We start from the raw sequence: 13,404 nt of genomic DNA, 5'->3' as shown, positions 1-13,404 counted from the left end.
TTATTTTGATATAGCATCGGCATTAAGCCTTGATGTTTCAGTATTTGCCTATACTTCTTGAGCATGAAATTGAAACTTCCACTACATAAATACGATGAAGCAGGGCGAGTAAAACCGCCATGGGTATTGTTTTTGTGTCTGTGTTTTCTAGCAAGAGGTATCGTCGTTTTTATTGCATCTTTGTCGTTTAGGCAAGATGGAGGCTTACTACTTAGTCTATTTTATCCGCTCAAGTATCAGTTTTATCTCTCCTTGTTCACTGCGTTACCCGCGCTATTCACATTGTTTTTTTTGGGATTTAGAGAGCGGGTATGGAAGGCCGATAGAGGCGGTTTTTATGCAGGCTTACCGGTCGTTATAGCCTATCTGATTATTTCTGATCTTATTATTCAGCTTTATATTTTGCGCGCGCAACATTTCGCCTTCGCTTGGCCCACGGCATTAACGTTATTTTCAGTATTCTTGTTTGCCTGGTATTTAGTATCCAGCAAGCATATGAAGATCATGCTTGCTGATTGGCGCCTAAATTCATGATATAGCGAATATGATAGATACGTTCAATATCGAATGTACTCTTGATAGCGCGGATATCTTCTATATCGAATATACCGTTACTACCGCGGATACTATCAATAACCGATTTTATTGCGTCGCGGGGCCAAGTGCTTGTTTAAAATAACGTTGTACACTCACATTGCTATCATTAACTAAGCGCTCGTAACAAATACCAGCAAAAGCAAAGGTGTTGTCCTGATACATCAGCATAATTGAGGGGGCTTCTTCATCTTGCAAATTATATTGCCATTGACCGCCAGCAAGCTTGCGAAATACTTCGCCAATGTAAGCACCATAAATATTACATATAGTGAAAACCGCTTTATCTTCAAGCGCTTGATCATTGAAGTTATCTAAAAATTTTAGAATAATAGTATCAACCAGTGAGATGCTCTCAGCAGAAAAATCTAACTCTATGGAAAATTCTTCTCTACTCGTTTTGATTGCATCATCCGCGCTTTCGCGCATGAGTTGGTTTAAAGCTTGCTGTTCCATATTTATCCAAACACACTCGAATTATTATTTACGTAACGAAGACGGTAAATCAATTTTGCTATGATGTAAAATCAGAGTCTCTAATAATTGTGTACCTGGGCCTTTATTATCGGGTAAAGGACAGACTAAAAAAGCAGTCAGTTGTTTAAATTGGTTGCTTTGCACAGGTAAGCAAATAAGTTCGTTACTTTGTATTAGGTTTTTCACTTTATGTTGAGGCAACCAACAAAAACCTAGTTTTTGTCGAAGTAAATCAATTGCAGTATCAAATTGGCTTACTGTCCATCTGTTTTCCGATTTTAACCACCCTGACTTTGCTTCGGGCGACTCAAGATCTTTAACATTCTGAGTTAAATAACGAGAGCGTCTCAACATGACATGACCAGCCACTGTGAGCACCGCTTTTCGTCCAATAACTTCGAGTAATTGAACGTCCAATATGCCCTGTAATTTAGCCACAGCATGATTCAGCGAGGACTGCGACTTGTTTAGCTTTTCGGCTGCTTGAGCGTGTCCGCCATAGTCAACAACCGCTTGTAAAGTGCGCCATTGTTGTATGCTTGTCTTGGGCCTATACAACGGATATGGTTCCTTATCATGGTTTTGTATATCAATGTGTTAATCTATTATTTTAGTGCTTATGTGGCTCACACAATCCATTAGACGCCGTTCTGTATTTAATGTTCTGTATTTAATGTTCTGTATTTGATTCTCGTTTGTGAATCACTTAACTAATGACTTAAATCGTAGTCATCGATAATTAATCAGGATGATCCAACTATCAAGCATAGCGTAAACTATGCATACCAACCTTTTCACGGGCAAATTATGAAATATGCAGCTTTCCTTCCACTTACAGCCCTCATTGCGCTGCTACTCATTAGTGTGCTGGTAAATTTTAATGTTATTCCTGCGGGTATGAGTATTTTGGAATTGTTGCAGGATAATATGCAAAATGGCTTTTTCCTGATCATTTTTGTTATTATTTTATTAGAATCAATAATTTATGTTGGTTTTTATTTTCCAGGCCAGTTTTTTGCCGTCATTTTAGTCGTAGGAGCAAAACCCTCAGCCATGGATATTGTTTATTTAACGCTATGTATGGTTGTAGCTGCAACGCTTGGCTCGTTCATCAATTTCATGCTTGGCAAGGCATCAGGTAAACGTTCACAGCAACAAGGTGCGCAGGTGGCGAAAAGAAAGACCAAGCTAAGACACCTAGCGCTTGCCATGATCCATATCAACTCACTGGCTTTTTTCATGTTTTCACAAGGTAGTCAACAAAAATCATGGAAAGTGATTGGTTTGGCGGGCTTACTTAATTTACCCTACTATTTACTGCTAATAGCCGGCACTGCTGTGCTGAGTGAGCAAGTTATGGCGATGGTCGAAAATACAGCGCTATTGATTAGCATTGTATGCATTTGGTTAGCAATTGCGTTGATGTATGATGTCAAACAGTATAGGAAAGACAGCATAAAGGTTAATGCAAAAAGTTAAACCTTGCGCTCAACTATATACTTTATCGCTCTTGTCGCAGCCACTAGACCAAACGTGGCTGTAACACCAACAAATGCGCCAAAACCAGTGGCACAATCCATTTTTCCAGCGCCTTGTTGTTGAGTTTTTTCAAAACTCACACTGCCATCGGCCTGCGGATAACGCAGCTGTTCGGTTGAATAAACACATTCTACGCCAAAGTTTCGTTTCGGGTTTTTACTGAAATTATAAAAGCGGCGTAAGTCTGAGCGTAGCTTTGCCGCGAGCGGGTCTTGAATCGTTTTAGCCAGATCGTTGCATCTTACCTTCAATGGATCTATCTGTCCGCCTGCGCCGCCTACGGTAATAATTTTTACTTTGTTACGTTTGCAAAAAGCAATCATCGCAGCTTTCGCTTTAACGCTGTCTACAGCATCAATGACTACATCGAACGAAGTTGTAATATAGTCTTGAAGTGTTTCAGTGGTAACAAAGTCCTCTATCGCAGTTACTTTGCACTGTGGATTAATGTCTAGAATACGTTGTTTCATGACCTCGACTTTTGCCCCTTCAGTAGTTGATGAAAGCGCATGTATTTGTCTATTTACATTGCTTAACGCAATATCATCAAGGTCAATTAACGTGATATTGCCTACCGCGGTGCGCGCTAAAGCTTCGGCACTCCAAGAACCAACACCACCAATACCGACAACCGCTATATTGGCATTTTGTAATTTGCTCAGGCCAGCGTTTGTATAAAGCCTAACGAGTCCTGAAAATCGAGTGGAGACGGTTGCTGTGGTCATAAGGCTTTTCTGTATTCCAGTGGTGTAAGGATAAATTATGTCAATTACATAGTGCTAAACGTACTAAAAAATAGAACGTAAGCTCCGATTTTAAGCAGGTTACGTTCTATAAATTTAATGCTTTAATATCAACATCGACTTACTACGTTAAATAAGAGGAATTCAACATGGGTTTCTTAGTCAATGGTGTATGGCAAGACCAATGGTACGACACTAAAAAGAGTAATGGCAAATTTGTTCGTCAAGATTCTGCATTTAAAAATACAATTTCTAATCGGCAAGGGCTGAATTTGCGCCTGAATCAGGTCGCTATCATTTGTTTGTGAGTTTCACAGGTAACCATGACGACTACTACCCTAGTGCCTTAAGAAATCAAATTGACAAAATAAACGAATATGAATATCAGTGCATTAATAATGGTGTTTACATGGCAGGGTTTGCTAAAACTAAGGCGGCTTGCCGACTACCCAGCATTGTCAGGATACCTTAAGGAGCTTTTTCAGATAGCTGGAGTCAGAGAGACAACAAACTTTGATTATATAAAACGCCATTATTATTTCAGTCACACGATGATCAACTCAACACAAATAGTGCCTGTATGGCCGATAATGGAACTAGAGTCAGCGCATGGTCGCGAGAACCTTTAAGCCAAGTTATACGGAGAGAGCAATGACAAATCTGAAAGTAACAACAATTAAGCAAATTGTACAAGGGATGCCGGCTTCTGATGGTCCAGGCGTAAAGCTTAAACGCGTTATCGGGCAACCGATGTTAAAACGCTTAGACCCATTCCTATTGCTTGATGAGTTCGGTTCAGAAGATTCTCAGGACTACATTGCTGGTTTTCCAAAGCATCCTCATCGAGGTTTCCAAACAGTCACTTATATGCTTAATGGTAAAATGGGACACAAGGACACAAGGACTCAATGGGTAATGAAGGCGTTATTGAAGATGGCGGTTTGCAGTGGATGAATGCAGGGAAAGGTATTATTCACGAGGAAATGCCAATGCAAATTGAAGGTGAAATGCGCGGCTTTCAATTGTAAGTCAATTAGCCGTGCTGAGCTTAGCTACTGACCTAGTATTAGATAGCAAAGACGCCGCGCGAGCCATCTTTGTGAGTGTGAGCCTATTAATGAGCCGGTTGTGCAATGTGGACCGTTTGTGATGAACTCTCAGGAAGAAATTAATCAAGCTTTACATGAGTTTCAACAGGGCGTGCTAACGCAATAGGGGGGCGCTAAGTATATTTGGTCGACAATTCCTTAATAAATAGATGAAATATGCAGGTTTTGCATTGAATAAAGTGCTTTTATTCAATACCATCAAGTCAATTATGATTTGAAAGGAATGTTCATGAAGCCTGTTGTTCTTGCTGGTGGCACTGGAAGCCGTTTGTGGCCAAAATCTCGCGCTGCATTACCCAAGCAGTTTTTGGCGCTAACGTCTGATAAGACTATGCTGCAAGATACTATTTTGCGGTTACCTACTGATAAAATGGAGCAGCCCCTTTTCATTTGTAATGAAGAGCATCGTTTTATGGCAGCAGAACAATTGCGTGTCGCGAATATTAATTACGACAGCATTATATTGGAGCCGGTTGGCCGTAATACCGCTCCTGCAATTGCCTTGGCGGCTCTGAGAGCTCTGCAGCAGGGCGAGGACCCAGTGTTGTTAATACTGGCAGCAGATCACCTTATTTCTGATCATAGTGCCTTTCACTCAGCTCTGGATAAAGCCACCGTATTGGCTAACGAAGGCAAGTTAGTCACCTTCGGTGTGTTGCCAAACGAGGCGCATACAGGCTATGGCTATATAAAATCAGGCGAATCAGTTAATGAGGGCGGCTTTAAAGTTGCTGAATTTGTTGAAAAGCCAGATTTAGCAACGGCGCAAAAATACCTTGCAAGCGGTAAATATTACTGGAATAGCGGCATGTTTATGTTTAAAGCAAGTGTGTATTTGCGTGAGTTAAGTGAACATGCGCCTGATATTTTTGCTGCCTGCACCAGCGCAATGGAAAACACCGAAAAAGACATGACATTTATCCGAGTTGATGCCGAGGCTTTCGCTAAATGTCCGGATGATTCAATCGATTATGCCGTTATGGAACATACAGCTGACGCTTGCATGGTACCTTTGGACGCTGGTTGGAACGATGTTGGTAGTTGGACGTCGTTATGGGAAACATCACAAAACAAGGATGGATCGGGCAACGTTGTTATTGGTGATGCAATCCTCGACGGCGTAACTAATAGTTATATTAACTCCGAGCAACGTCTGATTGCGGTAATAGGCTTAGATGATGTCGTCGTGGTTGAGACCAAAGATGCTGTATTGGTGGCAAACAAAAATAAAGTGCAGGATATTAAGAACGTTGTTAGTCAATTAAAAGCCGAAAAGCGTCCAGAATTTGAGTTTCACCGCGAAGTATTTAGACCTTGGGGCAGTTACGATTCTATTGACAACGGCACTCGCTACCAAGTCAAACGCATCAGTGTGAAACCGGGTGAGAAACTCAGTGTGCAAATGCATCATCATCGCGCAGAGCATTGGATTGTCGTTTCTGGTAGTGCCAATGTAACAGTCGGTGAGAAAACATTGTTAGTGACAGAAAATGAATCTGTTTACATTCCTATTGGCGAAATTCATGCATTAGAAAACCCGGGTAAAATTCTTTTAGAACTTATTGAAGTCCAGTCTGGAAGTTACCTTGGGGAAGACGATATTGTTAGATTTTCAGACCGGTATGGGCGTGTCGAAGACAAAAAATAATATAATAGAAAAAGGAGGTGAGTTTACTTCCCTCTCCTTAAACTCCCTATTTTCAAAGTATAAATTAAAGACCAATAATAATGACTAAAATTACGTGTTTCAAAGCTTACGACATCCGTGGCGAACTGATAGAGCAATTGACCGAATCTGTTGCATATCGCATTGGTAGAGCTTTTGCAGAAGAACTGCAAGCTCGCACTGTAGTTGTCGGTGCCGATGTAAGAAAAACATCTATGCCACTTAAATTGGCTTTAGCTGCGGGTCTCATTGATGGTGGTGCTAATGTCAGCGATTTAGGGATGTGTGGGACAGAAGAGATTTATTTTGCAACCAAACACCTTGGCGTTGATGGCGGTATTGAAGTAACAGCATCTCATAACCCGATTAATTACAACGGATTAAAACTAGTTAAAGCCGGCTCTATACCAATTAGTGGTGATAGTGGCTTGTTTGCGATACGAGATAGAGCTGAAAGTTACGATGAGATGAATGTGCAAGCTCGCTTACATGCATTTAGTGGTGGAGAACTAGTGAGCGATGATAACTTTCTCAATGGTATGCATTCAATTCAAGAAAGAAAACTACTTGAAACTCACCATTATGAGCGTGTTAGTTGTGTAAATGACTACGTTTTGCACCTAGCAAGTTATATTAACTATAAAAAGCTATCTCCTTTAAAGTTAGTCGTCAATGCGGGTAATGGCTCTGCCGGGCCTGCCCTTGACGCCATTGAACTGTTTTTTCAGCATCAACATGTGGCTGTTGAGTTTATTAAAGTGCATCATCAAGCCAATGGCGATTTTCCTAATGGCATTCCTAACCCTTTACTACCTGAGAATCGGGCTGATACAGCAAATGCTGTGATTGCTCATAAGGCTAATATGGGAATTGCTTGGGATGGTGATTTTGATCGTTGTTTTTTATTCGATGAAAAGGGTCAATTTATCGAAGGCTACTACATTGTGGGCTTATTAGCGCAAGCCTTTTTAGCAAAAGAAAAGGGCGCGCGTATTATTTATGATCCACGTGTTTTTTGGAATACTGAAGAAATTATAAAAGCGGGCAGAGGAAAGCCGGTTAAATGCAAAACTGGGCATGCGTTTATAAAGGAAAGAATGCGTAAGGAAGATGCGATCTATGGTGGCGAAATGAGCGCTCATCATTATTTCCGCGACTTCGCATACTGCGACTCGGGTATGATCCCATGGATGCTTGTAGCTGAGCTGCTTAGTACCACAAAACAACCATTGTCAGAATTGGTGAGAGAGCGTATTGAAGCGTTTCCTTCGTCAGGTGAAATAAACTCTACTGTCGAAAATGCAGGGTTGACGATTAAAAAAGTCGTTGAGTATTACGGCGTTCAAGCCCAAACGATTGATAAGACAGATGGCATTGGCATGGAGTTTGGTACTTGGCGTTTCAACTTGAGAAAGTCTAATACGGAACCAGTGATACGTTTAAACGTTGAATCTAGAGGCGATATAGCCTTAATGCAAGAAAAAACTAAAGAACTGATGGATTTAATAACCGGTTAATACGCCGTTGACAGTCTAATATCATTCGTCTTGAGTCTTTGTGCATAAGACAAGTTCTAAGATTTAGCTAATTAAGAATCTGATTTTTTGGGATTTTTATGCGATTAAGGCCATCGCTAGGTGGCACATTACAACAACGGTCGTTAACGCCAAGCGCAGCGTCGTGTATTCAATGACTTTTGCTTTTGGCATAACCAAGGTATATTTGTCGTATGTGAGCATGCCAATAAATGCGCAAGATAAGACACCTAACAACACGTTACCGTCAAGCAATACCAGCCCCAACCAGCCCACAATACTGGGTAGCATAGCGACATACAACTGATGGTTAACGCGGTTATTCTGAAGTGCGTCATACCAATGAATACCACCGAAGAATGAAAGTATAATGGCTGAGTATTGTACAAAGTGTTGAAAAGTATAAAAATAATTACTTATGTCAGTGACTACTAACAGTGGAAGACATATAAATGGCAGTAGTCCCGCGTAACCTAGTAGTTTAAACTGTATCGGCATATTAACCCTCTGATGTGTATATTTAGTTTGATAAAAAAGGCGCCGAAAGGCGCCTTAATCTTTAACTAACGTAGCGTAAACTACCTTTTTATCGGAGTGTACTTACGCTGACCTTCGCCTGTATACAATTGACGAGGTCGACCAATTTTTTGACCTGGTTGACTTAGCATTTCATGCCAATGCGAAATCCAACCTACTGTTCTCGATAATGCGAAAATACAAGTAAACATATTGGTAGGAATACCAATCGCTTTGAGTATAATTCCTGAGTAGAAGTCGACATTAGGGAATAATTTCTTCTCTGCGAAATACGGGTCACTTAACGCAATACGCTCTAGTTCCATTGCAACTTCAAGAAGTGGATCATTTAACTTCAATTCAGCCAATACTTCGTGGCAGCTTTCACGCATAACGGTTGCTCGAGGGTCGTGATTTTTATAAACACGATGGCCAAAGCCCATTAAACGGAACGAATCATCTTTGTCTTTTGCTCTGTCAATAAATTCTGGAATACGGTCAACGGTGCCGATTTCTTCTAGCATTTCTAAACAAGCTTCGTTAGCGCCGCCATGTGCCGGACCCCATAAAGAGGCAACACCAGCAGCAATACATGCGTATGGGTTTGCACCAGAAGACCCGGCTAAACGCACGGTAGATGTAGATGCATTTTGCTCATGATCTGCATGTAATATAAATACTCTATCCATCGCTAGCTCAACGGTTGGACTAATTTTATAGTCTTCTGCAGGTACTGAAAACATCATATTCAGAAAGTTACCAGCGTAACTTAGATCATTGCGTGGGTAAACGAACGGTTGTCCAACATTATACTTGTAGCACATTGCAACCAGCGTTGGCATTTTCGCAATTAAACGATGCGCGCTGCGAAGTCGTTGCTCTTCACTGTTCACATCTAAGTCACTGTGGTAGAAAGACGACATTGCGCCAACGGTGCCGCAAAGCATTGCCATTGGGTGAGCGTCATTTCTGAAACCATGAAAGAACATGTTAATTTGCTCGTGCAAAAGGGTGTGCCGAGTAATGGTGTCTTTGAATTGAAGATATTCTTCTGTTGTCGGCGCGTGCCCGTGCAAGAGCATATGACAGACTTCTAGATATTCAGAATCGCGTGCTAATTCATCAATAGGATAGCCTCTGTGCAACAACACACCTTTAGCGCCGTCAATGAATGTAATTGAAGATTCACATGAACCTGTAGCCATGAAGCCTGGGTCGAAAGTAAAGTAACCGTGGCCGCCCAAGGCTCTGACATCAATTACAGGATGGCCTGCAGTTCCAGTCAAAATCGGAAGTTCGATTTCTTTATCACCTACTTTTAATGTGGCTGTATCATTTGCCATGCAGTGTTCTCCTCTTTAATTTACCACTGTACCGTTGTAGTCGACAAAATACGTTATTATCGACAAAATTGTTCACATCGTTACGAAAAGTGGCGCTATTTGTACTGGTATTGTAATAGTAAGTCAATTTAAATGCACATTCGATTAATAAATATTCTGTATTGACCGACACTATTAAGGGTTGCGATAAATGTCTAAGACTTAAGCCTTAATAGACAACAAAAAATTGTAATTTAATGGACGGATTGTTATATTATAGACCGCTAAATCAAAGGAATGGGTTTTGTTCCAATTTAGTCATATTTAATTCACAAATTGTTAACAAGTAAAGGGCGCCAGCACGCTCCACAAAAGTAAAACACACAACTAAGGTAAGCGCATAAACCATTTATTGTTGTGCATTACCTAAGAACGACTACAGGCATATTATTGTGAAGAAACAAAGACCGGTAAATTTAGACCTTAACACCATTAGTTTTCCACCCGCAGCGGTTGCATCAATTCTCCACCGTGTAACAGGCGTAGCAATGTTTTTTGCATTGTTATTTGTCATTTACGCTTGGGCTACCTCTGTTGCATCAATTGAAGGATATAATTCCGTTAACAGCATGATGGATGCTTGGTACGGGAAAGTAATTTCAATTGGTACCTTGTCGGCGCTGTCATACCACATTATCGGTGGTATAAGACATGGAGTAATGGACATGGGTTATTGGGAAGAACTTGATTCAGGAAACAATAGCGCAAGAATTGCAATGGGAATGTGGGTTGTGTTAACAATCGTATTAGGAGTTATATTATGGTAACGAACGAAGCATCAATGAAAAGAAACGGTATTCAAGATTACGTTTCGACGCGCACCACGGCTGCCATTATGACTGCATTTACGTTCTTCATGGTGTATTTTTTCGTGACAACCTCAGTTATTACCTTTGAAGTGTGGCAAAGTCTCTTCGCAAATATTTATATGAAGGCATTTACGCTAGCCACATTGATCTCAATTATGATCCACGTGCGTATAGGATTGTGGCAGGTATTAACAGATTACGTTAAACCAACTGGTCTACGCGCCGGTCTTCAATATGTTCTTAACCTTATTGCATTTGCGTATGTTGCAGTAGGTCTTTTCGTTTTATGGGGTGTATAATATGAGTTTACCCGTGCATGAGTTTGACGCGGTAGTTATTGGCGCTGGCGGCGCCGGCATGCGAGCTGCTTTGCAGATTTCGGAGTCTGGTAAGTCGTGTGCTTTGTTATCCAAAGTGTTTCCGACCCGTTCACACACAGTATCAGCACAGGGCGGTATTACCGTTGCACTAGGTAATTCACATGAAGATAACTGGGAATGGCATATGTATGACACCGTAAAAGGGTCAGACTATATTGGCGATCAAGAAGCCATTGAGTACATGTGTAAAACAGGTCCTGAAGCTATTATCGAAATGGAAAACATGGGTTTACCTTTTTCGCGTACTGAAGAAGGCAAAATATACCAACGTCCATTTGGCGGGCAGTCTACCAATTTTGGTGGCGAGCAAGCAGCAAGAACAGCAGCCGCAGCTGATAGAACTGGCCATGCGTTATTACATTTATTGTATCAACAAAATGTAAAAAATCGTACCAAGGTGTTCAGTGAGTGGTATGCACTAGATCTAGTTAAAAACCAACAGGGTCAAGTTGTCGGTTGTACAGCAATCGACATTGAAACTGGCGAATTGGTTTACTTTAAATCCAAAGCCGTCGTGTTAGCCACCGGTGGTGCTGGACGTATTTATGCCTCTACCACTAATGCTCATATAAACACCGGCGACGGTATTGGTATGGCAGTCAGAGCTGGTGTGCCATTGCAAGATATGGAAATGTGGCAGTTCCACCCGACAGGTATCGCTGGTGCAGGTACGCTTGTAACTGAAGGTTGTCGTGGTGAGGGTGGTTACTTATTGAATAAAGATGGCGAGCGTTTCATGGAACGTTATGCGCCAAACGCGAAAGACCTTGCCGGCCGTGACGTGGTCGCACGTTCGATGATGACAGAAATTCGTGAAGGTCGCGGTTGTGATGGTCCTTGGGGTCCTCACTTGAAACTGAAACTCGATCACCTTGGCAAAGATGTTCTGGAATCACGTTTACCGGGTATTCTTGAATTATCAAGAACTTTTGCACACGTTGACCCTGTAAAGGAGCCTATTCCAGTAATACCAACCTGTCACTATATGATGGGCGGTATCCCGACCAATGTTAATGGAGAAGTTATTAATGTCGACATTGACGGTAACGAATCCATAGTAGATGGCCTGTTCGCTTGTGGTGAAATTGCCTGTGTTTCTGTGCATGGGGCTAACCGTCTTGGCGGTAACTCGTTGCTTGATCTCGTTGTATTTGGTCGTGCTACCGGTCTACATCTTGGTAAGAGCTTAGACCAAATTGACGTACAAAGTGATGCGTCTGCTTCAGACCTTGAAGCAACAATGGCTCGCTTTAATCGTTGGGAAAGTTCTGAAAAAGGCAAGGGCGAAGACCCGGTCCAAATTAAGAAAGATATGCAGCAGTGCATGCAGCTTAACTTTTCGGTTTTCCGTGAAGGTGAGTCAATGGCCGAAGGCCTTCAGGAACTCAAAGATATTCGTGAACGTTTGCAAAATGCGCGTTTGGATGACAAGAGTTCAGACTTCAATACCCAACGCATTGAATGTCTAGAGTTAGATAACCTAATGGAAACTGCGTATAGCACGGCTGTTGCAGCGAACTTTAGAACCGAGAGTCGAGGTGCACACAGCCGTTTCGATTTCCCTGAGAGAGACGATGAAAATTGGTTGTGTCATAGCTTGTATTTGCCGGAATCTGATTCTATGCGTCGTCGTGAAGTAAACATGACGCCGAAGCTTAGAGAAGCCTTTCCGCCGAAAGTACGTTCTTATTAATAGGAGTAATCATTATGATGTTAGATTTTTCGATTTATCGATATAACCCAGATGTAGATGATGCACCTAAGATGCGAGATTATCAGTTAGAGGTCGAAGACGGCCAAGACATGATGGTGCTTGACGCTTTGATTGCATTAAAAGAAAAAGACCCTACATTGTCTTTCCGTCGCTCATGCCGTGAAGGTGTCTGTGGTTCTGACGGTATGAACATGAACGGTAAAAATGGCTTGGCGTGTATCACCCCTTTGTCTGCTTTACGCAAAGGTAAGATTGTCGTTCGTCCTCTGCCGGGTCTGCCTGTTGTGCGTGACTTAGTAGTCGATATGACGCAATTTTATACTCAGTATGAAAAAATTAAGCCATTCTTGATCAATGACGACAAGCAGCCGCCAGCACGCGAGTTCATACAATCACAAGAAGACCGAGCTAAATTAGACGGTCTTTATGAATGTATTTTATGCGCATGTTGTTCATCTTCTTGCCCATCATTTTGGTGGAACCCAGATAAATTTATTGGGCCAGCAGGCTTGTTACATGCATATAGATTTTTAATCGATTCTCGTGACACTGCTACCGACGAACGTTTGAATAATTTAGATGATGCATTTAGTGTATTCCGTTGCCACGGCATTATGAACTGCGTTAGTGTGTGTCCCAAAGGGTTAAATCCAACGAAAGCTATCGGCCAGATTAAGTCGATGCTATTACAACGGGCTGTTTAGTGCCTTATTGCCTATTCGCTAGGTACGTTTGAATGCTAAATAGCTGTCCTGAGAGGGACGGCTATTTTTTTATGCAAACAAAACTAAATCAACAATTAATATGAATTAAGAGATAATGATTTAAAAATTCAAGTTTTTTTCTATATTTGAGGTTATATATGTCGTCTTATACCATTATAGTCGTATATATCCTTACAAAAGCGTAATACTTAATTTACAAAAAGAATCTACTTAGA

At 41.4% G+C, this 13,404-nt stretch carries 14 protein-coding genes and 2 pseudogenes; 11 read left to right on the top strand and 5 right to left on the bottom strand.

Translation table 11 applies throughout. The features are described 5' to 3' along the window. The first annotated feature begins 63 nt into the window (after positions 1-63). Positions 64-534: a DUF2919 domain-containing protein gene (locus G399_RS0114375; protein WP_006010260.1), complete on the top strand. Its 471-nt coding sequence runs from the start codon at positions 64-66 to the stop codon at positions 532-534. Between the two features lie 108 nt (positions 535-642). Here G399_RS0114375 and G399_RS0114370 read toward each other — a convergent pair whose 3' ends face one another. Further along, complete coding sequence (locus G399_RS0114370; RefSeq protein WP_006010258.1) at positions 643-1,050, bottom strand: hypothetical protein; 408 nt, start codon at positions 1,048-1,050, stop codon at positions 643-645. A gap of 24 nt (positions 1,051-1,074) precedes the next feature. Then, positions 1,075-1,629 carry a LysR family transcriptional regulator gene (locus G399_RS0114365; protein ID WP_006010256.1) on the bottom strand — a complete coding sequence of 185 codons (555 nt, stop codon included), beginning with the start codon at positions 1,627-1,629 and terminating at the stop codon, positions 1,075-1,077. 249 nt (positions 1,630-1,878) lie between these two features. Here G399_RS0114365 and G399_RS0114360 point away from each other — a divergent pair, with 249 nt between their 5' ends. Further along, on the top strand, positions 1,879-2,550 hold the full coding sequence (locus G399_RS0114360; RefSeq protein WP_006010253.1) for a DedA family protein: 672 nt from the start codon (positions 1,879-1,881) through the stop codon (positions 2,548-2,550). Here G399_RS0114360 and tcdA read toward each other — a convergent pair. Then, complete coding sequence (gene tcdA, locus G399_RS0114355; protein ID WP_006010251.1) at positions 2,547-3,335, bottom strand: tRNA cyclic N6-threonylcarbamoyladenosine(37) synthase TcdA; 789 nt, start codon at positions 3,333-3,335, stop codon at positions 2,547-2,549. The genes G399_RS0114360 and tcdA overlap by 4 nt on opposite strands. Positions 3,336-3,502: 167 nt before the next feature. Between tcdA and G399_RS21750 the strand changes: the two are divergent. From G399_RS21750 to G399_RS0114325, 5 genes and pseudogenes are all read left to right on the top strand, one after another. Continuing rightward, a pseudogene (locus tag G399_RS21750) lies at positions 3,503-3,982 on the top strand (glutathione S-transferase family protein). 22 nt (positions 3,983-4,004) lie between these two features. Continuing rightward, positions 4,005-4,378, top strand: a pseudogene (locus tag G399_RS22865) (pirin family protein); the annotation flags it as partial. A gap of 88 nt (positions 4,379-4,466) precedes the next feature. Then, entirely contained in the window at positions 4,467-4,568 is a 102-nt protein-coding gene (locus G399_RS22855) for a pirin-like C-terminal cupin domain-containing protein (RefSeq protein WP_081585756.1), read from the top strand. 123 nt (positions 4,569-4,691) lie between these two features. Further along, positions 4,692-6,110: a mannose-1-phosphate guanylyltransferase/mannose-6-phosphate isomerase gene (locus G399_RS0114330; RefSeq protein WP_006010246.1), complete on the top strand. Its 1,419-nt coding sequence runs from the start codon at positions 4,692-4,694 to the stop codon at positions 6,108-6,110. An 80-nt stretch (positions 6,111-6,190) separates the two neighbouring features. Further along, entirely contained in the window at positions 6,191-7,645 is a 1,455-nt protein-coding gene (locus G399_RS0114325) for a phosphohexomutase domain-containing protein (protein ID WP_006010244.1), read from the top strand. A gap of 96 nt (positions 7,646-7,741) precedes the next feature. Here G399_RS0114325 and G399_RS0114320 read toward each other — a convergent pair whose 3' ends face one another. Beyond that, positions 7,742-8,161: a DUF3429 domain-containing protein gene (locus G399_RS0114320; protein WP_006010242.1), complete on the bottom strand. Its 420-nt coding sequence runs from the start codon at positions 8,159-8,161 to the stop codon at positions 7,742-7,744. 80 nt (positions 8,162-8,241) lie between these two features. Then, positions 8,242-9,522 carry a citrate synthase gene (locus G399_RS0114315; protein ID WP_006010240.1) on the bottom strand — a complete coding sequence of 427 codons (1,281 nt, stop codon included), beginning with the start codon at positions 9,520-9,522 and terminating at the stop codon, positions 8,242-8,244. A 431-nt stretch (positions 9,523-9,953) separates the two neighbouring features. On the opposite strand from G399_RS0114315, the gene sdhC reads away from it, so the two are divergent. Genes sdhC through G399_RS0114295 form a run of 4 tightly spaced genes read left to right on the top strand, consistent with a single transcriptional unit; the run spans position 9,954 to position 13,168 of the window. After that, positions 9,954-10,328: a succinate dehydrogenase, cytochrome b556 subunit gene (gene sdhC, locus G399_RS0114310; protein ID WP_026843755.1), complete on the top strand. Its 375-nt coding sequence runs from the start codon at positions 9,954-9,956 to the stop codon at positions 10,326-10,328. After that, the gene (gene sdhD, locus G399_RS0114305) at positions 10,322-10,669 is read left to right on the top strand and encodes a succinate dehydrogenase, hydrophobic membrane anchor protein (RefSeq protein ID WP_006010233.1); all 348 of its coding nucleotides are present in this window, start codon (positions 10,322-10,324) and stop codon (positions 10,667-10,669) included. Before sdhC ends, sdhD begins: the two co-directional genes overlap by 7 nt. A 1-nt stretch (position 10,670) precedes the next feature. Continuing rightward, positions 10,671-12,443, top strand: a complete 1,773-nt coding sequence (gene sdhA / locus G399_RS0114300) for a succinate dehydrogenase flavoprotein subunit (protein ID WP_006010232.1) — start codon at positions 10,671-10,673, stop codon at positions 12,441-12,443. A 14-nt stretch (positions 12,444-12,457) separates the two neighbouring features. Then, positions 12,458-13,168 (top strand): succinate dehydrogenase iron-sulfur subunit, encoded by a 711-nt coding sequence (locus G399_RS0114295; RefSeq protein ID WP_006010231.1) that lies wholly within the window; start codon positions 12,458-12,460, stop codon positions 13,166-13,168. Positions 13,169-13,404: the final 236 nt, after the last annotated feature.

This window comes from Brumicola pallidula DSM 14239 = ACAM 615 (genome assembly GCF_000428905.1).
Lineage (GTDB): Bacteria > Pseudomonadota > Gammaproteobacteria > Enterobacterales > Alteromonadaceae > Glaciecola > Glaciecola pallidula.
Note: the sequence above shows the minus strand (reverse complement) of the source record. Positions and strands in the feature narration are given on the sequence as shown.

Excerpts from the sequence above, each read along its gene's own strand:
- G399_RS0114360 (WP_006010253.1), top strand. The coding sequence starts at position 1,879 with ATGAAATATGCAGCTTTCCTTCCACTTACAGCCCTCATTGCGCTGCTA.
- G399_RS0114320 (WP_006010242.1), bottom strand. The coding sequence starts at position 8,161 with ATGCCGATACAGTTTAAACTACTAGGTTACGCGGGACTACTGCCATTT.
- G399_RS0114330 (WP_006010246.1), top strand. The coding sequence starts at position 4,692 with ATGAAGCCTGTTGTTCTTGCTGGTGGCACTGGAAGCCGTTTGTGGCCA.
- G399_RS0114325 (WP_006010244.1), top strand. The coding sequence starts at position 6,191 with ATGACTAAAATTACGTGTTTCAAAGCTTACGACATCCGTGGCGAACTG.
- tcdA (WP_006010251.1), bottom strand. The coding sequence starts at position 3,335 with ATGACCACAGCAACCGTCTCCACTCGATTTTCAGGACTCGTTAGGCTT.
- sdhD (WP_006010233.1), top strand. The coding sequence starts at position 10,322 with ATGGTAACGAACGAAGCATCAATGAAAAGAAACGGTATTCAAGATTAC.
- G399_RS0114375 (WP_006010260.1), top strand. The coding sequence starts at position 64 with ATGAAATTGAAACTTCCACTACATAAATACGATGAAGCAGGGCGAGTA.
- G399_RS0114315 (WP_006010240.1), bottom strand. The coding sequence starts at position 9,522 with ATGGCAAATGATACAGCCACATTAAAAGTAGGTGATAAAGAAATCGAA.
- G399_RS0114370 (WP_006010258.1), bottom strand. The coding sequence starts at position 1,050 with ATGGAACAGCAAGCTTTAAACCAACTCATGCGCGAAAGCGCGGATGAT.
- sdhA (WP_006010232.1), top strand. The coding sequence starts at position 10,671 with ATGAGTTTACCCGTGCATGAGTTTGACGCGGTAGTTATTGGCGCTGGC.
- G399_RS0114295 (WP_006010231.1), top strand. The coding sequence starts at position 12,458 with ATGATGTTAGATTTTTCGATTTATCGATATAACCCAGATGTAGATGAT.